The sequence below is a fragment of the Bordetella genomosp. 5 genome (assembly GCF_002261475.1).
GTDB lineage: Bacteria > Pseudomonadota > Gammaproteobacteria > Burkholderiales > Burkholderiaceae_B > Bordetella.
The window spans coordinates 56265-77269 of record NZ_NEVN01000012.1 but is presented as its reverse complement, the minus strand read 5'-3'; the positions used below and the strand labels follow the sequence as shown (position 1 = coordinate 77269).

21 protein-coding genes are annotated in these 21005 nt (G+C 67.8%); 9 read left to right on the top strand and 12 right to left on the bottom strand.

Annotated features, from left to right (window positions below):
• The 3 genes from CEK29_RS20985 to CEK29_RS20975 all read left to right on the top strand — a co-directional run.
• On the top strand, positions 1-311 hold a 311-nt coding region (locus CEK29_RS20985; protein ID WP_141218372.1), incomplete at its 5' end, for an isochorismatase family protein.
• Between the two features lie 87 nt (positions 312-398).
• On the top strand, positions 399-713 hold the full coding sequence (locus CEK29_RS20980; RefSeq protein WP_432759267.1) for a DUF4148 domain-containing protein: 315 nt from the start codon (positions 399-401) through the stop codon (positions 711-713).
• 66 nt (positions 714-779) lie between these two features.
• Positions 780-1094: a DUF4148 domain-containing protein gene (locus CEK29_RS20975; RefSeq protein WP_094859235.1), complete on the top strand. Its 315-nt coding sequence runs from the start codon at positions 780-782 to the stop codon at positions 1092-1094.
• Between the two features lie 111 nt (positions 1095-1205).
• On the opposite strand, the gene CEK29_RS20970 is transcribed toward CEK29_RS20975, so the two are convergent.
• The 6 genes from CEK29_RS20970 to CEK29_RS20945 all read right to left on the bottom strand — a co-directional run bounded on the left by CEK29_RS20970 (position 1206) and on the right by CEK29_RS20945 (position 5114).
• Positions 1206-2246 (bottom strand): cyclase family protein, encoded by a 1041-nt coding sequence (locus tag CEK29_RS20970; protein WP_094859234.1) that lies wholly within the window; start codon positions 2244-2246, stop codon positions 1206-1208.
• Positions 2247-2250: 4 nt separating this feature from the next.
• A complete protein-coding gene (pcaD, locus tag CEK29_RS20965; RefSeq protein ID WP_094804421.1) occupies positions 2251-3030 on the bottom strand; it encodes a 3-oxoadipate enol-lactonase in 780 nt (259 codons plus the stop codon).
• 106 nt (positions 3031-3136) lie between these two features.
• Positions 3137-3433 (bottom strand): YciI family protein, encoded by a 297-nt coding sequence (locus tag CEK29_RS20960; RefSeq protein ID WP_094804419.1) that lies wholly within the window; start codon positions 3431-3433, stop codon positions 3137-3139.
• Positions 3434-3456: 23 nt separating this feature from the next.
• Complete coding sequence (gene catC, locus CEK29_RS20955) at positions 3457-3732, bottom strand: muconolactone Delta-isomerase (RefSeq protein WP_094804417.1); 276 nt, start codon at positions 3730-3732, stop codon at positions 3457-3459.
• Between the two features lie 51 nt (positions 3733-3783).
• On the bottom strand, positions 3784-4428 hold the full coding sequence (locus CEK29_RS20950; protein WP_094804415.1) for a 3-oxoacid CoA-transferase subunit B: 645 nt from the start codon (positions 4426-4428) through the stop codon (positions 3784-3786).
• Entirely contained in the window at positions 4425-5114 is a 690-nt protein-coding gene (locus CEK29_RS20945) for a 3-oxoacid CoA-transferase subunit A (RefSeq protein ID WP_094804413.1), read from the bottom strand. The genes CEK29_RS20950 and CEK29_RS20945 overlap by 4 nt, the downstream gene beginning before the upstream one ends.
• 190 nt (positions 5115-5304) lie before the next feature.
• Here CEK29_RS20945 and CEK29_RS20940 point away from each other — a divergent pair, with 190 nt between their 5' ends.
• Positions 5305-6087: an IclR family transcriptional regulator gene (locus CEK29_RS20940; RefSeq protein WP_176456950.1), complete on the top strand. Its 783-nt coding sequence runs from the start codon at positions 5305-5307 to the stop codon at positions 6085-6087.
• 44 nt (positions 6088-6131) lie between these two features.
• On the opposite strand, the gene CEK29_RS20935 is transcribed toward CEK29_RS20940, so the two are convergent.
• The 4 genes from CEK29_RS20935 to ppc all read right to left on the bottom strand — a co-directional run bounded on the left by CEK29_RS20935 (position 6132) and on the right by ppc (position 12537).
• A complete protein-coding gene (locus CEK29_RS20935) occupies positions 6132-6857 on the bottom strand; it encodes an SDR family oxidoreductase (RefSeq protein ID WP_094804409.1) in 726 nt (241 codons plus the stop codon).
• A 28-nt stretch (positions 6858-6885) separates the two neighbouring features.
• On the bottom strand, positions 6886-8223 hold the full coding sequence (locus CEK29_RS20930) for a short-chain fatty acid transporter (RefSeq protein WP_094859232.1): 1338 nt from the start codon (positions 8221-8223) through the stop codon (positions 6886-6888).
• 120 nt (positions 8224-8343) lie between these two features.
• Complete coding sequence (locus CEK29_RS20925; protein WP_094804405.1) at positions 8344-9276, bottom strand: 3-hydroxyacyl-CoA dehydrogenase family protein; 933 nt, start codon at positions 9274-9276, stop codon at positions 8344-8346.
• Between the two features lie 381 nt (positions 9277-9657).
• On the bottom strand, positions 9658-12537 hold the full coding sequence (ppc, locus tag CEK29_RS20920) for a phosphoenolpyruvate carboxylase (protein WP_094859231.1): 2880 nt from the start codon (positions 12535-12537) through the stop codon (positions 9658-9660).
• Between the two features lie 156 nt (positions 12538-12693).
• Here ppc and queC point away from each other — a divergent pair, with 156 nt between their 5' ends.
• Complete coding sequence (gene queC, locus CEK29_RS20915; protein WP_094804401.1) at positions 12694-13431, top strand: 7-cyano-7-deazaguanine synthase QueC; 738 nt, start codon at positions 12694-12696, stop codon at positions 13429-13431.
• Positions 13432-13463: 32 nt separating this feature from the next.
• Here queC and CEK29_RS20910 read toward each other — a convergent pair whose 3' ends face one another.
• Positions 13464-14015 carry a GNAT family N-acetyltransferase gene (locus tag CEK29_RS20910; protein ID WP_094804399.1) on the bottom strand — a complete coding sequence of 184 codons (552 nt, stop codon included), beginning with the start codon at positions 14013-14015 and terminating at the stop codon, positions 13464-13466.
• Positions 14016-14390: 375 nt separating this feature from the next.
• Between CEK29_RS20910 and CEK29_RS20905 the strand changes: the two genes are divergently transcribed.
• The 3 genes from CEK29_RS20905 (at position 14391) to ilvD (ending at position 18230) form a co-directional block, all read left to right on the top strand.
• Positions 14391-15287 carry an AraC family transcriptional regulator gene (locus CEK29_RS20905; protein WP_094859230.1) on the top strand — a complete coding sequence of 299 codons (897 nt, stop codon included), beginning with the start codon at positions 14391-14393 and terminating at the stop codon, positions 15285-15287.
• Between the two features lie 46 nt (positions 15288-15333).
• Positions 15334-16254, top strand: a complete 921-nt coding sequence (locus tag CEK29_RS20900; RefSeq protein ID WP_094859229.1) for a LysR family transcriptional regulator — start codon at positions 15334-15336, stop codon at positions 16252-16254.
• A 116-nt stretch (positions 16255-16370) separates the two neighbouring features.
• Positions 16371-18230: a dihydroxy-acid dehydratase gene (ilvD, locus tag CEK29_RS20895; protein WP_094804393.1), complete on the top strand. Its 1860-nt coding sequence runs from the start codon at positions 16371-16373 to the stop codon at positions 18228-18230.
• Between the two features lie 114 nt (positions 18231-18344).
• Here ilvD and CEK29_RS20890 read toward each other — a convergent pair whose 3' ends face one another.
• A complete protein-coding gene (locus CEK29_RS20890; RefSeq protein WP_094804391.1) occupies positions 18345-19298 on the bottom strand; it encodes a LysR family transcriptional regulator in 954 nt (317 codons plus the stop codon).
• A 132-nt stretch (positions 19299-19430) separates the two neighbouring features.
• On the opposite strand from CEK29_RS20890, the gene CEK29_RS20885 reads away from it, so the two are divergent.
• Entirely contained in the window at positions 19431-20954 is a 1524-nt protein-coding gene (locus tag CEK29_RS20885) for an argininosuccinate lyase (RefSeq protein ID WP_094859228.1), read from the top strand.
• Positions 20955-21005 lie beyond the last annotated feature (51 nt).

The window sequence follows — 21005 nt, the reverse complement described above, 5'->3', positions numbered from 1 at the left end:
AGCTGATCATCGCCGGCGTCGTGACCGAAGTGTGCGTGGCCTTCCCGGCGCTGTCGGCCCTGGCCGAAGACTTCGAAGTGTTCGTCGTGACCGATGCCTCGGGCACCTTCAACGAAATCAGCCGCGACGCCGCCTGGGACCGCATGAGCAGCGCCGGCGCCCAGCTGATGACCTGGTTCGGCGTGGCCTGCGAGCTGCACCGCGACTGGCGCAACGACATCGAGGGCCTGGGCACGCTGTTCGCCAACCATATCCCCGACTACCGCAACCTGATGGCCAGCTACTCCGCGATCCAGGCCGCCAGCAAGTAATCGAAAACGCCGCAGAAACCAGCATTTCCCTTAAACGATTTATCCGCTTTCTCAATCACCAGATCACCTGAACCCAAGGAAAACACCATGAACTCGATCAAGACCCTCGCCGCCGCCGTCGCTCTCTCCGCCACCTTCGCCGGTGCCGCCCAAGCGGGCGAACTGGACTGGCCGCTGCCGGAAACCAGCGCCGTCACACTGACCCGCGCCCAGGTCGTCGCCGACCTGCAATCGGCCCGCTCGCAAGGCCTGGTCGCCACGACCGAAATCGGTGAACTGCCGCTGGCCTCGCACGCCGCTTCGCAAGTGACCCGCGCCCAGGTCCGCCAGGAACTGTCCGCCGCACAGGCTGCCGGTCTCGAAGCCTCGGGCGAACTGGACTACCCGCCGGTGGCTGGCTGATTCGTCCGCCGCGTCCAACCGTAAAACCTGAACTGAAATCGCATACGTAATCACTGGAGTCCGACCATGAAGACCCTCAGCATCCTCGCCGCCGGCGTACTCGCCTCTCTCACCTATCTTGGTACCGCCCAGGCGGGCGAACTGGACTGGCCGCTGCAAGAAACCAGCGCCACGACGCTGACCCGTGCCCAGGTCGTCGCCGACCTGCAATCGGCCCGCTCGCAAGGCCTGGTCGCCACGACCGAAGTCGGTGAACTGCCGCTGGCCGCGCACGCCGCTTCGCAAGTGACCCGCGCCCAAGTCCGCCAGGAACTGTCCGCCGCGCAGGCCGCCGGGCTCGAAGCCTCGGGCGAACTCGACTACCCGCCGGTCGCGGGCTGAGCGAGTATGGTGTGTCCGCAAGACGCCGCGTACACCTCCTTATCCCACCCCAAGAAAAAGGCCTCGGCGGCGTAAGCCCCGAGGCCTTTGTCTATAGCGAGCCCGGCTTTTTTACACGGTCGCGATCGGCGTGACCGGCGAACCGACGGCGTGCGGCAGGCGCAGGGGCGGCGCGGTCAACAGGAAATGATGACGTTGTTGCGCGTGCAACCAGTCGGCCAGATCCTTGAGGTACCACAGTTCGGCCAGCGGCAGACCCAGCTTGAACAGGCAGTGGTGGTGCAGCGGCAACATGGCGCGCGGACCCTGGCGCTCGCGTGCCGGATAGGCTTCGACCGCGTAGTTGTCGGCGCAGATCGCGGCAATGCCGCTCTCGCTGATCCAGGTGAGCAGCGCTTCGTCGGTGCCATCGAGCGCTGCGCCGTACGTGTGCAGCACGTCGGCATCGGGTTTACCGGCCATCTCCACGACCTTCTCGGCGTAGCCCGTGCGCAGCACCACCATATCGCCCGGCAGCACCTCGATCCCGTCCTTGTCGAGCACGGCCAGCAGCTCGGCCGCGCCGATCAGCGTGCGGCCCGTGCCGTAATGGCGCACCAGATCCACCAGCACGCCGCGACCCTGCATGCCCTTCTGGGCGAGGTTCTCGATGCCGATCTTCAGCGCGGCGGACGGTCCGCCACTGTTGCAGCCGCAACCCAGGTGGTCGCCGTCCATCGGGCCCACCACGTCGACGCCCGCGCGATAGCCGTTGTAATACACGAGCTCGGGTTCGCCGTCGCCGTTGGCATCGAACAGGGCGCCCACGTGTGCGAGCGAATCCCATTGCGTGGAGTACTGCATCGACAGCAGCACCTGATCGTCGCTGAGCACGTCGACCGCATCGGGGTTGAGCTTGCGCAACGGGAAATTCAGGTAGGGCGTGTCCTGCAGGCGCGTGGGCGAGAGCTGCGGCGGATGGCGGCGCGGGTTGAGCACGTTGCCGCCGGGCAGGTCGAGCGGCAGCGACAGGCAGAAGGTCTTGCCCGCGCGGATCTCGCGCGCGCCGCGCAGCACGACCTCGTCGGTGATGAGGTTGAGACGGCCCAACTGATCATCGGGACCGAAGTCCCCCCAGTTGGAGCCCGGTGGGCGGTTTTTCCAGCGTTGCATGGCGCTACTCCGTCAGGAAGTCGAGCACCGCGCGTGTGAAGGCTTCCGGCTGTTCCCAGTTGGAGATGTGGGAGGTCGGCAGCTCGATGTAACGCGCGTCCGGGATGTTGTCGGTCAGGAAACGGCCGTCGGCGGGGGTGGCGGCCATGTCGTGCGTGCTGGCGATGACCAGCGTGCGCTGCTTGATCTCGGCGAGGCGCTCGCGCAGGTCGGCATCGCGCAGTGCCGCGCAGTTGCCGGTGTAGCCGGCGTCGGCCGTGCGGCGCAGCATGTCGACCAGCACTTGCGCGAGGCCGGGCTGCGCGGCGCGGTACTCGGGCGTGAGCCAGCGTTCGACCAGCGCGGGCGCCATGGCGTGCACCGTCTGCGCCTGCACGGCGGTGATGCGGTCGCTCCAGAACTGCGCCGTGCCGATACGTGCGGCGGTATTGCATAGCACCAGGCGGTCGATGCGCGATGCGTGCTCGAGCGCGAGCCACAGGCCCGTCGGGCCGCCCATCGACAGACCGCAGAAATGGGCGCGTTCGATGTTCAGGTGGTCGAGCAGTTCGATCACGTCGCCGCCGAGCTGGGCGAAGCTGTATTCGCCGTCGGGCACCGACGAGCGGCCATGGCCACGGGTGTCGTAGCGCAGCACACGGAAGTGGCGCGCGAACGCGGGGATCTGCTGGGCCCACATATCGGCGCAGGTGCCCAGCGAGTTGGACAGCACGAGCACCGGGGCGTCGGCCGGACCGTCGATGACGTAGTACAGACGGGCCTGGCTCAGGTCGGCATAAGACATGGGGACATCCTAAAAAAATGGGCGCGGGGAGGCGTGTCCCCGCGCTGCGCCCGACGCATGCGGCCCGCGCGGGCCGGCGTGTCCGGGCGGTCTGGCAGGACTTACTTCACAGATAGCATTCGCCGGCCACGTAGGCCTTGCGCCAGCGCGTGATCTTCACGTTCTCGAACAGGCCGGCCTGATAGAACGGATCCGCTTCGATCAGTTGCTGCGCGGCTTCGCGCGTGTCGAGGTCGACCACGTACAGGCCGCCGCCCGCGTCGGTGCCGTCGTCCTGCAGCTTCGCGCCGCAGGCCAGCAACAGCGCCTTGTTGGCGTCGAGGAAAGCGAGGTGGGCCGGGCGGTGCTGCTGGCGCAGCGCGAGCGTGCCGGGCTTGTCGAAGGTCTCGATGATGTAGGGCATGCGGGGCTCCGTGGCGTGGGCGATCAGATGGCCGAGGGGTGGCGTGCCAGCGCGGTGACGCGCACGTCCATGTACGGGAAGAGCGGCAGCGACGACAGGATGTTGTGCAGCTCGTCGTGGTCGGCCACGTCGAAGATGCTCACGTTGGCGTAGCGGCCGGCCACGCGCCACAGATGCTGCCACTTGCCTTCGTGTTGCAGCTTCTGGGCCAGCGCCTTTTCGTCGGCCTTGAGTTTGGCGGCCACGTCGGCCGGCATGTCGGGGGGCAGGTTGACCTGCATTTCAGCCATGTACAGCATGATTGCTCCTTCGTATGCGGCGCCGCGCGGCGGGCGCGGCGCGATGAATCGTCAGTGGGCGAACTTGAGCGGCAGGCCCGTGAGGGACAGCAGCTGTTCGGGCGTGGTGTCGCCGAAGATGTCGATGACGGTGACGCCATCGGACGCGATGTCGAACACGGCCACGTCGGTGTACACGCGCGACACGCAGCGCACGCCGGTGAGCGGGTAGCTGCAAGCCTGGACCAGCTTGCTCTGGCCTTCGCGCGTGGTGAGTTCCATCATCACGAACACCTGCTTGGCGCCGATGGCGAGGTCCATCGCGCCGCCCACGGCGGGGATGGCGTCGGGCGCGCCGGTGTGCCAGTTGGCCAGGTCGCCCTGGGCCGACACCTGGAATGCACCGAGCACGCAGATATCGAGGTGGCCGCCACGCATCATCGCGAACGAGTCCGCATGATGGAAGAACGAGCAACCGGGCAGTTCCGTGACCGGCTGCTTGCCGGCGTTGATCAGGTCGTAGTCTTCTTCGCCCTTGGCCGGTGCGGGGCCCATGCCCAGCATGCCGTTTTCGGTGTGCAGAATCACTTCGCGGTCGGTGGGCAGGTGGTTGGCCACCAGCGTCGGCAGGCCGATGCCCAGGTTCACGTAAGCGCCTTCGGGGATGTCTTGCGCAACGCGCGCGGCGATCTGGTCGCGGGTCAGTTTGGTGCTCATGCCTGTTCCTTGGCGGCGGGGGCGGCGGCGACCTGCACCACGCGCTGGACAAAAATACCGGGGGTGACGACGGCTTCGGGATCGAGTTGGCCGAGCTCGACCACTTCGCTCACCTGAGCCACGGCCACGCGGGCAGCGCTGGCCATGATGGGGCCGAAGTTGCGCGCCGTCTTGCGGTACACCAGGTTGCCCCAGCGGTCACCGCGTTCGGCCTTGATGAGGGCGTAGTCGGCGTGCAGCGGATACTCGAGCACGTAATGACGGCCGTTGATCTCGCGCACTTCCTTGCCCTCGGCGAGCGGCGTGCCATAACCCGTGGGGCTGAAGAATGCGCCGATGCCGGCGCCGGCGGCGCGGATGCGCTCGGCGAGGTTGCCCTGCGGCACCAGTTCGAGCTCGAGCTTGCCGCTGCGGTACAGGCCGTCGAAGATCTGCGAGTCGGCCTGACGCGGGAACGAGCAGATGATCTTGCGCACACGATTCGCGCCCAGCAGCGCGGCCAGGCCGGTGGTGCCGTTGCCCGCGTTGTTGTTGATGATGACCAGGTCCTTGGCACCTTGTTCGAGCAGGGCGTCGATCAGTTCCATGGGTTGGCCTGCGGTGCCGAAGCCGCCGATCATGATGGTGGCGCCGTCAGGCACATCGGCCAGGGCCTGCGCCGTGTTTGCAACGAGCTTTGAAATCATAGGTATGTCTCAGAGATGGCGTGTGATAATTGTTCTTCAGTCGAACTTATGTTCTCTCGAAGAACATCGTTTCAGGGCTGTGGCGCAGTGTCAAGGCAAGGCGTCCGGTGCTTAAACGGAGCCGCCCGGCCCCGCTCGGGGCGGCTCGATGCCCGCGCAGCGCGGGCCCGAATCCTGGTTGATCGAGTCTATGGTTGAAACCGCAAGTCAGCAGCCCAGCGACAGTTACGTGCAATCCTTCGCGCGCGGCTTGTCGGTTATCCGCGCGTTCGGCCCGCAGCGTCCACAAATGACACTCTCCGAGGTGGCGGCCGCAACGGGGCTCACGCGCGCTGGCGCGCGCCGCATCCTGCTCACGCTCGAGCACCTGGGCTACGTCACGGTCGAAGACCGGCGCTTCACGCTCACGCCGCGCATCCTCGAGCTGGGTTATGCCTATCTGTCGGCCACGCCGTTGTGGAACCTGGCGCTGCCCTACATGGAAGAGGTCGCCGAACTCACGCGCGAATCCTGTTCCGTGTCGGTGCTCGACGGCACCGACATCGTCTATATCCTGCGGCTCTCGACCCACAAGGTCATGACCATCAATCTGGCCGTCGGCAGTCGTCTGCCGGCGTGGGTGACCTCGATGGGCCGTGTGCTGCTGGCGGGCCTGCCGCTGGCCGACCAGGAACGTCTGCTCGACCAGAGCCAGATCCGTGTCTATACCGCCAGCACGCTCACCGACCGCGCGGCCTTGCGCGCCGCGCTCGATCAGGTGCGCAGCGACGGCTATGCCTGCGTGGTGCAGGAGCTCGAGCCCGGTCTGGAGTCGGTGGCCGTGCCGATCGTCGACCGGACCGGCCGCGTGATCGCGGCCATGAATGTGAGCGGCCACGTCAATCGCTACTCGCGCGACGAAATGCTGGCGGCATTCCTGCCGCCGCTGCGCGAGGCGGCGCGGCGCGTCAACGACGCCTTGCTGCGCCGCTGAGGCGCGCCGGCGCCAGTTGCGAAGGAACGTGGCCGGTTGCATGCTCAGACCGGCGCCACGCCCAGCGTGGTGCCGCCACACACATACAGCACCTGACCCGTCACGAAGCCGTTCTCGGGCGCCAGGAAGAACATCGCCGCGCGGGCCACGTCTTCGGGTTGGCCCAGGCGCTTGACCACGATGCTGTCGATGATGCGGCGGGTCTGCGGCGCGCCTTCCGGATTGCTCTTGGTGAACAGCTCGGTGGCGATGGGGCCGGGGCCGATGGCGTTGACGGTGATGCCGTCGCCGCCCAGCTCCATGGCCAGGGTGCGCGTCATGCCGATCAGGCCGGCCTTGGTGGCAGAGTACACCACGCGCTCGGGCTTGCCGAGCGCCGCGCGCGACGACATGTTCACGATGCGGCCGAAGCCGGCCTCGCGCATCGCCGGCAGCGCGGCCTGGATCAGGATGAGCGCCGTGCGCAGATGCAGGTTGACCACGTAATCGAGATCGGTGATCGACGCCGTATCGGCGCTGCCCGGGCGGGTCGCGCCGGCGTTGTTCACCAGACCGACGATGGCGTACTGCGCGTTGACTTCACGCGCGACGGCCTCGGTGGCCGCCAGGTCGGTGAGGTCGGCCTGGAAAGAAACCAGGCCCGCGGGCGCCTGGTCGGGCAGCCGGTAGTCGATATTGACGACGGTATGGCCCGCTTGCAGCAGGGCCTGCGCAATAGCCGCGCCGATCCCGGCGCTTGCGCCGGTCACGAGATAGGCGGTGGGTTTCATGGCGATGCTCCGTTGAGTCGTGGTCGCGTCAGTGGGTAAGGAAACCCCAGGCGAGCACGGCGGTGATGTGCACGATGCCGACCCACACCATCATGATCACGGTGTAGCCCATCACATCGCGCAGCTTGAGCTTGGACAGCGCCAGCGCCGGAAGGATCCAGAAGGGCTGCACGAGATCGTTCCAGGCGTTGCCCAGCATCACGGACATCGTGGTCTGGTTCATGGCGCTGCCGATTTCCTTGGCGGCGTCGATCATGAACGGACCCTGGATGACCCAGTGGCCGCCGGCCGAGGGCGCGAAGAAATTGATGACGAACGAGCTGATGAGGCCCCAGAACGGCAGCGTGGCGGGGGTGGCCACGTCGACGAAAATCGCCGAGATGGTGTTGACCAGGCCCGAGCCGGCCATGATCGCCATGATGCCGGCGTAGAACGGGTATTGCAGGATGATCCCGCCGATGGTCTTGATCCCTTCGTTGAGCTTGGCCACGTAGGCGGCCGGCGTGCCCAGCAGGATGATGCCCAGGAACAGGATGATGAAGTTGATCAGGTTCAGGTCGAGCGACTTGCCGTCCATGAAGTAGAAGGCGACATACGCGATGCCCAGCGCGCCGATCAGCATGCTCAGGATGCGGCTATTGTTCAGGCGGCTGGCCAGCGTGTTCTCGGCCGAGGCGTTGTGGCCGGCGGCCGGCGCGTTGTCCTTGTCGATGTTGGGGTCGACTTCGACGACGGTGTCGCCGGCCTTGGGATGCAGCCACGCGTTGAGCAGCGGCAGGGTCACGATGATGACCAGGCTGGTGAGCAGCATCGGCACCGAGAAGATGGTCTCGGACAGCGGGATCACGCCCATCTGCGCCGAGGTCGGGTGACCCGGGGTGGCGACGAGCACCGGAATGCTGGCCGACAGCCCGAGCCCGTACATCGTGAAGCCGCTGTAGGCCGACGCGATGATGAGCGGGTAATGCACGCCCTTGACCTTGAGCGCGAGCTTCTTGGCGACCACGCCGCCGATCACGAGGCCGAAACCCCAGTTCAGGTAGCTACCCACGCCGCCCACGAGCGTGGCCACGATGATGGCCGTGCGCGGGTTGTGCACGTGGCTGACGATGCGATCCAGAAAGCGATCGGTCAGCGGCGCGGTGGCCAGCACGTAGCCCATGGCCAGGATCACCGCCATCTGGGTGGTGAAGGCCAGCAGGCTCCAGAAGCCCTTGCCCCACTCGCGTGTGATCGCAGGCAGTGCCTGGCCCTCGACGCCCATCGCAAGCAGGACGGTGAGCAGGGTGAGTGCGATCGCGAAAACGAAGGGGTCGGGCAGATACTTGCGCATCAGCTCCGTGAAGAAAGAAGCGAGTTTGTTCATATTGCCTCCAACAGGCACCCGTCTCTCCGGGGCTCTGTTATTTTGTTGCGCGCGCAACTTGATGGTGCGCGTGTTGAAACGCCGTGCGGCAGGCAGGCCGCGCGGCGCGGTTGAAAATGGTCAGCTGAGTTTCTTGGCGTCGAGCCAGGCCACCAGATCGGCCAGCGCGGTGCTTTTCTCTCGCAGCACGCGCTCGCGCTCTTCGGCGGGCCAGGCATAGAAGCCCTGGCCGGCCTTGGCACCGATCTCGCCGCGTTCGACCTTCTGCGTGAGCAGGTCCGAGGGCGTCGTGCGGTTTTCCAGGTCCTGGTAGAGATAGCTGGCGATGGCGTGGTGAACGTCGATGCCGTTCATGTCGCGCTGGGCGAGCGGGCCGGTGAGCGCCAGCCGGATGCCGAGGCTCCACTTCACCACTTCGTCGATGTCTTCGGCGCTCGCCACGCCCTTTTCGAGCAGCGAGATGGCCTCGCGTGCCAGCGCATGCTGGATGCGGTTGGCGATGAAGCCGGGGATGTCCTGGCGCACCAGCACCGGTTTTTTGCCGCCGGCACGCAGGAAATCCATCACGCGTTCGACGGTGGCCGTCGAGGTCTCGTCGCAGCGCACGACTTCCACGAGTGGGATCACATCCGCCGGCGTGAAAAAGTGGGTGCCGACAAAGCGGTCGCGCCGCGTCACGGACTCGGCAATGGCGTTGATCGACAGGCCGGAGGTGTTGGTGGCGAAGATGGTGTGCGCGGGGCAGAGCGTGTCGAGCCGCGTGAAGATGTCGCGTTTGAGGTCGAGCTTTTCGGGTACGGCCTCGATCACGAGTTCGCTGCCGCAGGCCGCCTCGAGACCGGGGTCCAGGCGGATGCGCCGCAGCGACTCCTGCACCGCGTCGGGCGCGTAGACGCCGAGTTGGCGTTCGATCGTGGCGGTGGCGCGCTCGAGGGCGCCCGCGACCGGATCGATCAGGACCACGTTTACGCCGCGGGAGGCGAAGAGGGCGGCGATGCCGCTGCCCATGGCACCCGCGCCCACGACTGCCAGATTCTGGATGGGAAGATCCATGAAGATGCTCGCTTGCTCGCGGCCCGAGCGCGTGAGGCGGCCCTGAATGGGGGCGTCCGGGCGCGCCGGTCGTCTCTTCCGTGGGTGCCTTTCCGTGCCCTGGGCCAGAAAAATCGTTGTGTTCTATATGCGAACATTTGTGCGTATATAGAATTTTCAGCGATAGTAGCCCAGGATTCCGCCTGCTGGACACCGGCGGGTCGGGCGGGTGTCCACGCTGCGGTCACCCCCGCGCGGTGCCAGACGGACCCTTCATAGCGCACCTGGGGAAGGCCAGCGCCCGTGGAGGCAGCCACGACGCAGGCGTGCGGCCATGCTGCGTACACCACCACGGGCCATCGGGCAGGCCGAACGCCGCGCCGGATGGCCCTCGGACCTTGCTCAGCCCGAATTACGCAGCCCCGCGGCGATCCCGTTGATGGTCAGGTGGATCGCGCGCTGCACGCGCTTGTCGGGCTGGGCATCGGGTTTGGCCTGAGCGGCCCGGTAACGCTTGATCAGTTCGATCTGCAGATAGTTGAGCGGATCGATATAGGCGAAGCGTTCGCGCAGCGAGGCCAGCAGGGCCGGGTTGTCGGCCAGCAGTTCGCGCTGGTTCAGCAAGCGCAGCATCGCAATCGTGCGCGCGTGTTCCTGCGAGATCGCGCCGAAGATGCGTTCGCGCAGCGCGCGCTGCGGCACCAGCTGCGCATAGCGCGCCGCGATCGCCAGGTCGGACTTGGCCAGCACCATCTCGATGTTCGACAGCCAGGTGCGCAGCGCCGGCCACTGCGTGGCCATTTCGCGCAGCTGCGCCAGCCGTCCGCGGCGCGACTTGGCCGCACCGGGCGCGCCGGTCTCGAGGTAGGCCTCGATGGCCGAGCCCACGCCGTACCAGCCGGTCAGCATGAGGCGGCATTGCGCCCAAGAAAAGCCCCACGGAATGGCGCGCAGGTCTTCGATGCGCTGGCCTTGTTTGCGCGAGGCCGGACGCGATCCGATGTTCAGCCCGGCGATCTCGCTGATCGGCGTGGCGGCGAAGAAGTAATCGGCGAAGCCCGGCGTGTCGTACACCAGGCCGCGGTAGGTGCGCTGAGCATGTTCGGACATGAACGCCATGGCGTCGCCGTGGCGCGCCATGTGGGCGTCTTCGGCCTCGGCCGCTTCGGCGTGCGGCGCGAGCGACGACTCGAGCACGGCGGACACCAGCAGCTCGAGATGCCAGCGGCCGATCTCGGCATCCTTGTACTTGCTCTGGATCACCTCGCCCTGTTCGGTGAGGCGGAACTGGCCCGCCACCGTGCCGGGCGGTTGCGCCAGGATGGCGTCGAAGCTCGAGCCGCCGCCGCGTCCCACGGAGCCGCCGCGCCCGTGAAAGAGCCGCAGCCGCACGCCCCGCTTGCGAAACACGTCGACCAGATCGCGCTCGGCCTGATACAGCGACCAGTTCGACGTGAGAAAGCCGCCGTCCTTGTTGCTGTCGGAATAGCCCAGCATCACCTCCTGCGTCTGGTCCTGCGCCGCACGCACGCGGGCCCGCACTTCGGGCAGATCCAGCCACGCCGCCATGATGCCGGCGCCGCGCTGCAGGTCGGGAATGGTTTCGAACAAGGGCACGACCATGAGGCCGTCTTCCGGGCCGATGTCGGTGCCGGCCGGCGCGGTCAGGCCCGCCTCTTTTTGCAGCACGAGCACTTCGAGCAGGTCGCTCAGCGTCTCGGTGTGCGACACGATGGTCTGGCGCACGGCCTGCTTGCCGTAGCGGGCCCGGCCAGCAGCGGCGGCACGCAGCACGGCAAGCTCGCGCGTGGCGATGTCGCCGTAGGTGATCCAGGGGGAGACCAGCGGCCGCGCCTGCGCCAGCTCGGCGCGCAGCAGCCGCACGCGCGCGTCTTCATCCAGCGCCGCGTAATCGACGGGCTCGCCTTCGAACTGCACGCCCGCGCGGCTGAAGAGTTCGGTCAGCACTTCTTCGTGCACGTCGGAGCTCTGGCGCAGATCGACGGTGGCCAGGTGGAAGCCGAACACGTCCAGCGCCTGCCGCAGGCCGGTGAGCCGCAGGCGCGCGATGGGCGCGCCGTGATGGTCGGTGAGCGAATCGGCGATCACGTCGAGATCGCGCGTGACCTCCTGCGGCGTGGTGTAGGGCGGTGCCGCGCGGGTGGCGCGGCGGGCCAGATCCTGTCCGGTGAGGTCGCGCGCCGTGGCGGCGAGGCGGGCATAAATGCCGACCAGCGCGCGGCGATAGGGCTCGTCGCGCCGATGCGGGGAGTCGTCGCCGCTGGCTTCGGCCAGCTCGTGCAGCGCGGGATTGGCCTGCACCAGCAGCGTCGTGAGCGAGAGCTCGGCGCCCAGCGCATGGACTTCCTGGAGGTAATGCTCGAACAGCACGGTGGCCTGACGCAGCAACGCGCGTTCCAGCGTGCCGGCGTCCACGTTGGGATTGCCGTCGCGATCGCCGCCGATCCAGCTGCCCATGCGCAGGAAAGGCTCGAGCGTCGCGGAGGGGCGGGTGAATTGTGCGGCCGGCTTAGGTGCGGCCGGCTTAGGTGCGGCCGGCTCGCGGCCGAGCAGGCGCGAGACGTCGGCGTAGAGGCGCGGGATCACCTGCAGAAAGGTGCTGCGGTAATAAGAAAGCGCGTTCTCGATCTCGTCGGCCACGGTCAGCCGGGTGTAGCGCAGCATGCGCGTCTGCCACAAGGTGGCCACGCGGCCCAACAGCGCCTGGTCGAGCGCGGCCTGCTCGTCGGCGGTGAGCGGCTGCTCGCGCTGCACCAGCAGCGCGGCGATTTCGCGGTGTTCGTCGAGCGTGCTCTTGCGCTGCACTTCGGTGGGATGCGCCGTGAGCACGGGCATGATGCAGGCCTCGGCCAGCAGCTTGCGGATGCGCGCGGGCGTCACGCCCTGCGACTTGAGCTGCGCGATGGCCTGCGCCACGCTGCCCGTCGCCGGTGCGGGGTCGGCCAGCGCGCGGGCGCGCTGACGGCGATTCTGGTCGCGGTCTTCGGCGATGTTGGACAGATGCAGAAAATAGCTGAACGCGCGGGCCACCGAGTTGGGATCATCGCCGCGCAACTGGCGCACACGCGCCTGCAGCAGCTTGGCGTCGTCCTGTCTGCCTTCGCGCCGAAAGCGCACCGCGGTGCGGCGCAAGGTTTCGATGGTGTCGAAGACACGTTTGCCGTCGCAGGCCTCGATGACGGTGCCGAGATACCGGCCGAGCAGGCGGATATCGTGGCGGAGGGGTTCAGCGGCATCGGACTGCGTGCGAGTGGCGTTCATCGAGGATCCGTCGAGGAAAGGAAAAAGGGAAAGTGCGTGCGGGGTACGAAAAGAGAATGGCCGATGCGACGATTGTAAGCACCGATCCTGACGCGGCGGCCTGCGGTACAGTCTCGCCATGGCGGCACGCGCCGCAACTTCTTTCCGGTTTTTCCCATGCTGAATCATCAACGACGCGCACTGGTCCTTTTCTCGGGTGGCCAGGACTCCACCACCTGCCTGGCCTGGGCGCTCGACCGCTACGAACACGTCGAAACCGTGGCCTTCGACTACGGTCAGCGGCACCGCATCGAGCTCGACGCGCGTCTGAATGTGCTGCGCGAGGTGCGCGCGCGCTTTCCGCAGTGGGCGGCACGGCTGGGTGAAGACCACCTGCTCGATCTGAGCGTGCTGGGCCAGGTCGGCGACACCGCCATGACCAGCGATCGCGCCATCGAGATGCAGGAAAACGGCTTGCCCAATACCTTCGTGCCGGGCCGCAATCTGCTGTTTCTGACGCTGGCCGCCGCGCTGGGCTACCGCCGTCAGCTCGACGTCCTGGTGGGCGGCATGTGCGAGACCGACTTCTCGGGCTATCCGGATTGTCGTGACGACACGATCAAGGCGCAGCAGGTGGCGCTGAGCCTGGGCCTGGGTTCACGTCTCACGATCGAAACGCCGCTGATGTGGATCGACAAGTCGGAGACTTGGGAGCTGGCCCATCGATTGGGCGGGCCGGCGCTGGTGGATATCGTCGTGGACGAGAGCCACACTTGTTACCTTGGCGAGCGGGGCATGAAGCACCCCTGGGGGCATGGCTGCGGTAAATGCCCGGCCTGCGCGCTGCGCAAGGCCGGCTTCGAACGCTGGATCCGCGACAAGGCGGCACAGCAGGCCGACGAGCCGGGGATCTGAATCCCGAGGCTGAGCCCGGGGCCGAGCCCGGGTCAGCGCGACGGCGGCGTGCGGCTGCCGGTGCCGAGTTCGCGTTGCATCAGCACGGTGTCACGCCACTCGCCATGCTTGAACCCGACATCGCGCAGGGTTCCCACGGGATGAAAGCCATGGCGCGCATGCACGGCCAGCGAGGCCGCGTTGCGGCTGTCGCCCACCACCGCCAGCATCTGGCGCCAGCCGCCTTCGGTGCATCGCTCGATCAGCGCGCCGAGCAGCTTGCCGCCGATACCGAGGCCGGCGCGGCCGGCCTGCACATAAACCGAGTCTTCCACCGTATGCCGGTAAGCCGGGCGCGGACGATACGGCGTGCAATACGCGTAGCCCACCACCACGCCACCGCACTCCGCCGTCAGGTAGGGCAGGCCATGGCCGAGCACCGCCGCGCGGCGCGCGAACATTTCTTCGGCCGAGGGCGGCTCGAGTTCGAAAGAGGCCGTGCCGTGCAGCACGTGCTGCGCGTAGATGGCGGCGATGGCCGGAAGGTCGGCGTCGAGGGTGTCACGGATCAGGACCGTGGGGCTCAGGGCAAGAGGCGCATTCATGAGAGCGCGCGCCGATGGGCGCGTCGAAGGGGACTCGGAAAGCCATGCGGTGCACGGCCAGATCGAAGTGTGCGCCGCTGCGCCGAATAAGGGAAGATTTCCGGGTTTATGTTCTGCATAAGGAAATCTTATATATCGCGGGTGCGTCCGCGCTGCGCGCCGGCTAGTCGTTAACCCCCAATGGCGGCGCCGGCTGCTTGCCGTATCATGCGAGCACCTCCGGGCGAGCCGCCATGCGCGCCGCGCGCCGGATCCGGACTACCGGCCACCGCGACGCGCGGGGCCCGCGTCCCGCCGACTTGCCGCACCCCGGGGTCGCTGTCGTTTTCATCCGTTGCGCCGTTGTACGTCGTTCATCACGTAGTACGTTGCTCCATGCCCGCGATCGCGAAACCCTCAGCCGCCCCAGCGAACCCTTCCTTTTCTTTCTCATCCCAGGCCTTCCTGCCCGACACGCCGGAAGCGCTGGCGGCCATTTCGGCGCAGGCCGCCGACTATCCCGCCGGCGTGATCAGCGCGCCGCAGCGGCACGATCGCGGTCTCCTGCTTTGCGCGTTGCGCGGCGTGGTCACCGTGTTGACCGACACCGGCAACTGGGTGGTGGCTCCCGGTCAGGCCCTGTGGCTGCCGGCGGGCGTGCTGCACCAGAAGCGGGGCTGGGACAGCGTGGCGATTCGCGCGCTCTTCATCGATCCGATGCTCGACGGCCTGCCGCGCGCATGTCAGGCGATCCAGGTGTCGCCGCTCCTGCAGGTGCTGATCGTCGAAGCGATCGCGTTGCAGCGCCAGGGCGCGTCGGGGGCACGCGCGGGTCACATCCACGCGCTGATCCTCGACGAAATGCGGCATATCTGCCCGGCCTCGCTGCACGTGCCGCTGCCCGCCGAGCCGCGGCTGCGGCGCATCTGCCAGGCGCTGCTGCGCGATCCGGCCAGCCGCGATGGCCTGGACGCCTGGGCCGCCTACGGCGGCCTGAGCCGGCGCAGTCTCACGCGCATGTTTCGCGCCCACACCGGCGCCAGTTTCAACGAGTGGCGCCAGCGCGTGCTGCTGATGGAAGCCCTCACGCTGCTCTCGCACGGCGCGCCGATCGCCGAGGTGGCGCAGCAGCTCGGTTACGCCAGCCCCGGCGCTTTCGCGACCATGTTCCGGCGCACGCTCGGCGTATCGCCGCGCGACTATTTCCGTTGGCCCGACGCCCCGGCGGGTGGGCCGCCCGCCAGCCGCGCCGGGCAGGACGCCACGCCCGTGGAGGACGCCGTCATCTTATGATGGGCGTTTTTCCGGCCCGCGCCCGGTGCGTGGCGCCCGATACTCCATGCGCGGACTCAACCTCGATCACTTGCGGGTACTGCTCGACATCATCGAGCTCGGCAGTTTTTCGGCCGCCGCCGAACGCAACGGCCTGAGCCAGCCGGCCGTGAGCCAGCAGGTGCGCACGCTCGAGCGCCGCTACGGGCTGCGGCTGGTCGAGCGGGTGGGCCGGCGCGTGAGCCCGACCGCGGCCGGCGCCGAGCTGGTCGAGCATCTGCGCCGCATCGAGGCGGCCGTGGCCGGTGCCGATCAGGCCATGCAATCGCTGGCCACGGGCGTCTCGGGCCGCGTGCGGCTCGGTACCGGCGCCACGGCGTGTACCTATCTGCTGCCGCAGGCCCTGGCCGGATTGCGTTCGCGCTACCCCGAGCTCGAGGTGGTCGCGAGCGTGGGCAATACCGACGACATTCTGCGCGACGTGGAGCACAACCAGCTCGATCTCGGCCTGGTCACGCTGCCCGCGCCGGGCCGCAATTTCCAGGTGGTGCCGCTGATGGACGACGAGTTCGTGGCGATCTTCCCGGAGGCGACGGAGCCGCTGGCGCGTGTCACGCCCACGGCGCTCACGGCGCAGCCGCTCGTGCTCTTCGAGCCGGGGGCGCGCACGCGTCGCATCGTGGACGATTGGTTCGAGGATGCCGGCGTGGCCGTGCGTCCGGCCACCGAGCTGGGCAGCACCGAGGCGCTCAAGGAGTTCGTGCGTGCGGGGCTGGGCTGCGGCATCGTGCCCCGGCTGGCGGTCACGCGGCCCGGGGACCGGGCGGGGCTGCGCGTCCAGACCCTCACGCCCCGGCTGGCGCGCCGGCTCGCCGTGGTGATGCGCCGCGACAAGCCCGTGAGCCGCGCGTTGCGCCAGGTGCTCGACATGTTGCAGGCGCTCTCGGCCGACCGGCCCGCCGCGCTGGCGGGCCCCCGGCGACGCTGATTCTCCCCCAGGGACGGAACGCGGAGGAGGCCCGGCGTGGGCCGGCCCAGCGCGCCGATAACCGTTCCAGCGTATGATTTACCGCTTTGCCGAACCCCTTTCTTTTCGAGAAGGCTATGCCGCACTACCGCTCCCGCACCTCGACCCACGGCCGCAACATGGCTGGCGCCCGCGCCCTCTGGCGTGCCACTGGCATGAAAGACGGCGATTTCGGCAAGCCCATTATTGCGGTCGTGAACTCGTTCACGCAGTTCGTGCCGGGCCACGTGCACCTGCGCGATCTGGGCGCGCTGGTGGCGCGCGAGATCGAAGCGGGCGGTGGTGTCGCCAAAGAATTCAACACGATCGCGGTCGATGACGGCATCGCGATGGGCCACGGCGGCATGCTGTATTCGCTGCCCTCGCGCGAGCTGATCGCCGACTCGGTCGAATACATGGTCAATGCGCACTGCGCCGACGCCATGGTCTGCATCTCGAACTGCGACAAGATCACCCCCGGAATGCTGATGGCCGCGATGCGCCTGAACATCCCGGTCGTGTTCGTGTCGGGCGGTCCGATGGAAGCCGGCAAGGTCATCTCCCCGACCGACGGCAAGGTGATTGCCAAGCTCGATCTGGTCGACGCCATGATCAAGGCCGCCGATCCCAACGTGAGCGACGCCGAAGCCGAGCAGGTCGAGCGCAGTGCTTGCCCGACGTGCGGCTCCTGTTCCGGTATGTTCACGGCCAACTCGATGAACTGCCTGACCGAAGCCATCGGTCTGGCGCTGCCCGGCAACGGCACGATCGTGGCCACGCACGCCTGGCGCAAGGGCCTGTTCGAGCAGGCCGGCCGCCTGATCGTCGATCTGTGCAAGCGCTACTACGAGCAAGAAGACGCGTCGGTCCTGCCGCGCAGCATTGCTACCAAGGCCGCCTTCGAAAACGCCATGACGCTCGACGTCGCGATGGGCGGCTCCACCAATACCGTGCTGCACCTGCTGGCCGCGGCGCAGGAAGCGGGCGTGGACTTCACCATGTCCGACATCGATCGCATTTCGCGCAAGGTGCCGTGCCTGTGCAAGGCCGCGCCGGCCACCGACAAATATCACATCGAAGACGTGCACCGCGCGGGCGGCATCCTCGGCATTCTGGGCGAGCTGGGCCGTGCGGACCTGCTCGACCTGAGCTGCGGCAACGTGCACAGCGGCACGCTGGGTGCGGCCATCAACGCCTGGGACATCGCGGGCGGTGCCGGCGAAGCGGCGCAGAAGTTCTTCCGCGCGGCGCCGGGCGGCGTGCCCACGACCGTGGCGTTCAGCCAGGACAAGACCTTCCTGACGCTCGACATGGACCGCAAGACCGGCTGCATCCGCAGCAAAGAAAACGCCTACTCCAAGGATGGCGGTCTGGCCGTGCTGTACGGCAACCTCGCCGAGAAGGGCTGCATCGTGAAGACCGCCGGCGTCGATGAGTCGCAGTGGGTGTTCACGGGCCGTGCCCGCGTCTTCGAAAGCCAGGAAGACGCCGTCGAAGGCATCCTGAACGACCAGATCGTCGCGGGCGACGTGGTCGTGATCCGCTACGAAGGTCCGAAGGGCGGCCCCGGCATGCAGGAGATGCTCTACCCGACCTCGTACCTGAAGTCCAAGGGCCTGGGCAAGACCTGCGCGCTCTTCACCGATGGCCGTTTCTCCGGCGGTTCGTCGGGTCTCGTGATCGGCCATGCTTCGCCCGAAGCGGCCGAGGGCGGCGCGATCGGCCTGGTCGAAGAAGGCGACACCATCGAGATCGACATCCCCAATCGCCGCATGCATCTGGCGGTGTCGGACGAGACGCTGGCGCAACGCCGTGCCGCCATGCAGGCGCGCGGCGAGGCCGCCTGGCAGCCCATCGACCGCGAACGCGTGGTGTCGCTGGCGCTGCGCGCCTACGCGGCGCTCGCGACCTCGGCCGACCGCGGTGCGGTGCGCGATCTGAGCCAGCTCAAGCGCTGAGCCCGACACGCCTCATGCAATGCAAAACGGTGCGCGAGAGCGCACCGTTTTTTTTGCGCGGCGAATGCGCGCAGCGAATGCCGAACGCGCGGCAGGGGGCGGTCGCGTCAGCGCTCAGGTTGCCGCCCGCCGGGCCTGGGTCTGCGCGCCCAGGCGATGCGCCAACGCCACCAGCGCGTCCAGCGCGGGATGGCCGGGCTGCGGCCGGTACACGAGGGTGATGGGCGCCGTGAGGCGCTCGCGCGCCCGCATGCGGAAATACGCCACGCCGCCGCTGTCTTTGCCGCGCATCGACGCCGGCACGACCGACACGCCGGCGCCCGCCGCCACCAGATTCAGGTTCGTCATCATGCGCTCGACCTCGGCGGCGATGCGCACCTGCAGGCCCAGTTCCGCCAGCCGCGCGAGCAGATCCGCATACATGCCGGGGGCGCCGGGACGGCGCACCAGAATGAAGGGCTCATCCGCCACGTGGGCAAGCGCCAGCGTGGGCAGGCGCGCCAGCGGCGCGTCGGCGTCGTAGCCGCGCGCCCGGGGATGATCCAGCGGCAGCGCGAGCAGCATGTCTTCTTCGAGCAGCACATCGCAGCGCAGACCGTCGGGCGCCTGGACGAGACGGCGCAACAGGCCGGCGTCGAGCGCACCGGTGCGCACCTGTTCCATGATCTCGGCGGCGTTGTGCTCGCGCACGCTGGTGTGCACGTCGGGATAGGCCTGGCGCTGCGCGCGCAGCAAGCGCGGCGTGAGCGCATGGGCCGAGGCCGAGCTCGTGAAGCCCAGCGTCAGCTCGCCCGCCATGCCGGCGCTCACGCGCCGCATCGTGTCGACCAGCTGCGCCGCGTCGTCCACGAGCCGGCGTGCCAGCGGCAGCAGGCGCTCGCCGGCCGCCGTGAGCGCCACCCCGCGCGGCAGGCGTTCGAACAGCACGCAACCCAGCTCGGCTTCGAGCGCGCGAATCTGCATCGACAGGGGCGGTTGCTGAAGCCCGAGCTTGCCGGCGGCGCGGGTCATGTGGCCGGCGTCGGCGACGGCCAGGAAATAACGGAGATGCCGCAGGTCGGTTGCCATATGTGAAAGATATGTTAAACGCAGGGTGCATATATTTTACGTTTGCGGCGCACGTGTCTAAGATCGGCGTCATCGGGCCACCCTCGAGCCCGAATCGCGTCAGACGCTGGCGCGTATTCCTGGAGACACCTCATGTCCGCACCCCTGTTCCCGGCGCACCGGCTCGCGCGCGCCCTGGCCTGCTCGTTCATCACCCTGGCGCTGGCGGGGCCCACGCTGGCCGCCGACGCGCCCAAACGCGATAACTTCTATTGGCTCGGCGAATTCAACAAGGCATCGACCGTGATGACCGTGGAGCAGGGCATCATGCCGCAGGCGCTGGGCGTAAAGACGGCGCAGGCGGTGGCCAAGGTCATCGCCGATGGCGATCAGCCGGGCGGCAAGCGGCCGGGCGATTACCTGCAGGTCGAGCCGCTGATCACCAAGATCGCCGGTCCCGACGCCACGCGCATGCACTCCGGCCGTAGCCGCCAGGACATCCTCGCCACCACGCGGCGCGTGATGCTGCGTGACCGTCTGCTCGATCTGTATGACGCGCTCAACGAAACAAACGCCCGCTTCAACACGCTGGCCGCGCGTTATGCGGATGTCATCGTGCCGGCCTACACCAACGGCGTGCAGGCGCAGCCCACCACCTATGGTCACTATCTGCTGGGGTATTCGGCGGTGCTGTCGCGCGATGCGGAGCGGGTGCGCGAGGCCTATGCCCGCCTGAACCTCAGCCCCATGGGCTCGGCGGCGCTGGGTACGTCGAGCTTCCCGGTGGACCGCAAGCGTCTGGCCGATCTGCTCGGCTTCGACGGGGTGGCGGAAAACTCCTACGACGCCAATCAGCTCGCGCAGATCGATATCGGCGCCGAAGCCGCGATGCTGGCGAGCACGATGGCGCTCACCGTGGGCGCCTTCGTGCAGGACGTGCATACGCAATATCACCAGACCAAGCCCTGGCTGATGCTGCAGGAGGGCAAGCTCACCGGCACCAGCAGCATCATGCCGCAGAAGCGCAATCCCTACGCGCTGAACGTCACGCGTCTGCAGGCGAGCGATACCGTGGGCCAGGCCATCACGGCCGTGATGGTGGCGCACAACGTCACGCCCGGCATGCCGGACTACAAGCGCGAACAGGCACAGGATGCCGTGATCGGCGCCACCGACATGTACCGCAAGCTGTCGGCGATGCTCGATGGCCTGGTGCTCAACCCCGAGCGCGCGCTGGCCGAGGTCAACGCCGAATACTCCACGACCACCGAGCTCGCCGATGAGCTGCAGCGCAAGGCCGACGTGCCGTTCCGCGTGGGGCATCACTTCGCGTCGGAGCTGGTGAGCTATGGCCGCGCGAATGATCTCAAGCCGGCCGATCTGCCGATGGATCAGGTGCAGCGCATCTACACGGAATCCGCGAAGTCATTCGGCATCGACAACGCGAAGCTGCCGCTCACCGAAGCGCAGTTCCGCGAGTCGCTGTCGGCCCGCAACATGGTGAACGCTAGCCTGGGCCTGGGTGGCCCGCAGCCGGCGGAAGTGGTGCGCATGCAGAAGGCCGCCGAGGAGCGCCTGGCCTCGGATCGCCAGTGGAGCAAAGACGCCCGTGCGCGCCTGGACGCGGCGCAGAAGCGGCTGGACGACGCGTTCGCGAAGCTGGCTCAGTCGCGCTGAATCCGGCTTGCCGCCCGATCGGACGGGCGGGGCAGCAAACAACAACGGGAC

Bases quoted from the DNA above. Each gene is read 5' to 3' on its own strand.
- CEK29_RS20970 (WP_094859234.1), bottom strand. From the start codon at position 2,246: ATGCAACGCTGGAAAAACCGCCCACCGGGCTCCAACTGGGGGGACTTC.
- CEK29_RS20925 (WP_094804405.1), bottom strand. From the start codon at position 9,276: ATGGATCTTCCCATCCAGAATCTGGCAGTCGTGGGCGCGGGTGCCATG.
- pcaD (WP_094804421.1), bottom strand. From the start codon at position 3,030: ATGTCTTATGCCGACCTGAGCCAGGCCCGTCTGTACTACGTCATCGAC.
- CEK29_RS20950 (WP_094804415.1), bottom strand. From the start codon at position 4,428: ATGAGCACCAAACTGACCCGCGACCAGATCGCCGCGCGCGTTGCGCAA.
- CEK29_RS20960 (WP_094804419.1), bottom strand. From the start codon at position 3,433: ATGCCCTACATCATCGAGACCTTCGACAAGCCCGGCACGCTCGCGCTG.
- CEK29_RS20885 (WP_094859228.1), top strand. From the start codon at position 19,431: ATGTCCGCACCCCTGTTCCCGGCGCACCGGCTCGCGCGCGCCCTGGCC.
- CEK29_RS20930 (WP_094859232.1), bottom strand. From the start codon at position 8,223: ATGAACAAACTCGCTTCTTTCTTCACGGAGCTGATGCGCAAGTATCTG.
- ppc (WP_094859231.1), bottom strand. From the start codon at position 12,537: ATGAACGCCACTCGCACGCAGTCCGATGCCGCTGAACCCCTCCGCCAC.
- CEK29_RS20980 (WP_432759267.1), top strand. From the start codon at position 399: ATGAACTCGATCAAGACCCTCGCCGCCGCCGTCGCTCTCTCCGCCACC.
- queC (WP_094804401.1), top strand. From the start codon at position 12,694: ATGCTGAATCATCAACGACGCGCACTGGTCCTTTTCTCGGGTGGCCAG.
- ilvD (WP_094804393.1), top strand. From the start codon at position 16,371: ATGCCGCACTACCGCTCCCGCACCTCGACCCACGGCCGCAACATGGCT.
- CEK29_RS20910 (WP_094804399.1), bottom strand. From the start codon at position 14,015: ATGAATGCGCCTCTTGCCCTGAGCCCCACGGTCCTGATCCGTGACACC.
- CEK29_RS20935 (WP_094804409.1), bottom strand. From the start codon at position 6,857: ATGAAACCCACCGCCTATCTCGTGACCGGCGCAAGCGCCGGGATCGGC.
- CEK29_RS20890 (WP_094804391.1), bottom strand. From the start codon at position 19,298: ATGGCAACCGACCTGCGGCATCTCCGTTATTTCCTGGCCGTCGCCGAC.
- CEK29_RS20975 (WP_094859235.1), top strand. From the start codon at position 780: ATGAAGACCCTCAGCATCCTCGCCGCCGGCGTACTCGCCTCTCTCACC.
- CEK29_RS20905 (WP_094859230.1), top strand. From the start codon at position 14,391: ATGCCCGCGATCGCGAAACCCTCAGCCGCCCCAGCGAACCCTTCCTTT.
- CEK29_RS20945 (WP_094804413.1), bottom strand. From the start codon at position 5,114: ATGATTTCAAAGCTCGTTGCAAACACGGCGCAGGCCCTGGCCGATGTG.
- catC (WP_094804417.1), bottom strand. From the start codon at position 3,732: ATGCTGTACATGGCTGAAATGCAGGTCAACCTGCCCCCCGACATGCCG.
- CEK29_RS20940 (WP_176456950.1), top strand. From the start codon at position 5,305: ATGGTTGAAACCGCAAGTCAGCAGCCCAGCGACAGTTACGTGCAATCC.
- CEK29_RS20900 (WP_094859229.1), top strand. From the start codon at position 15,334: ATGCGCGGACTCAACCTCGATCACTTGCGGGTACTGCTCGACATCATC.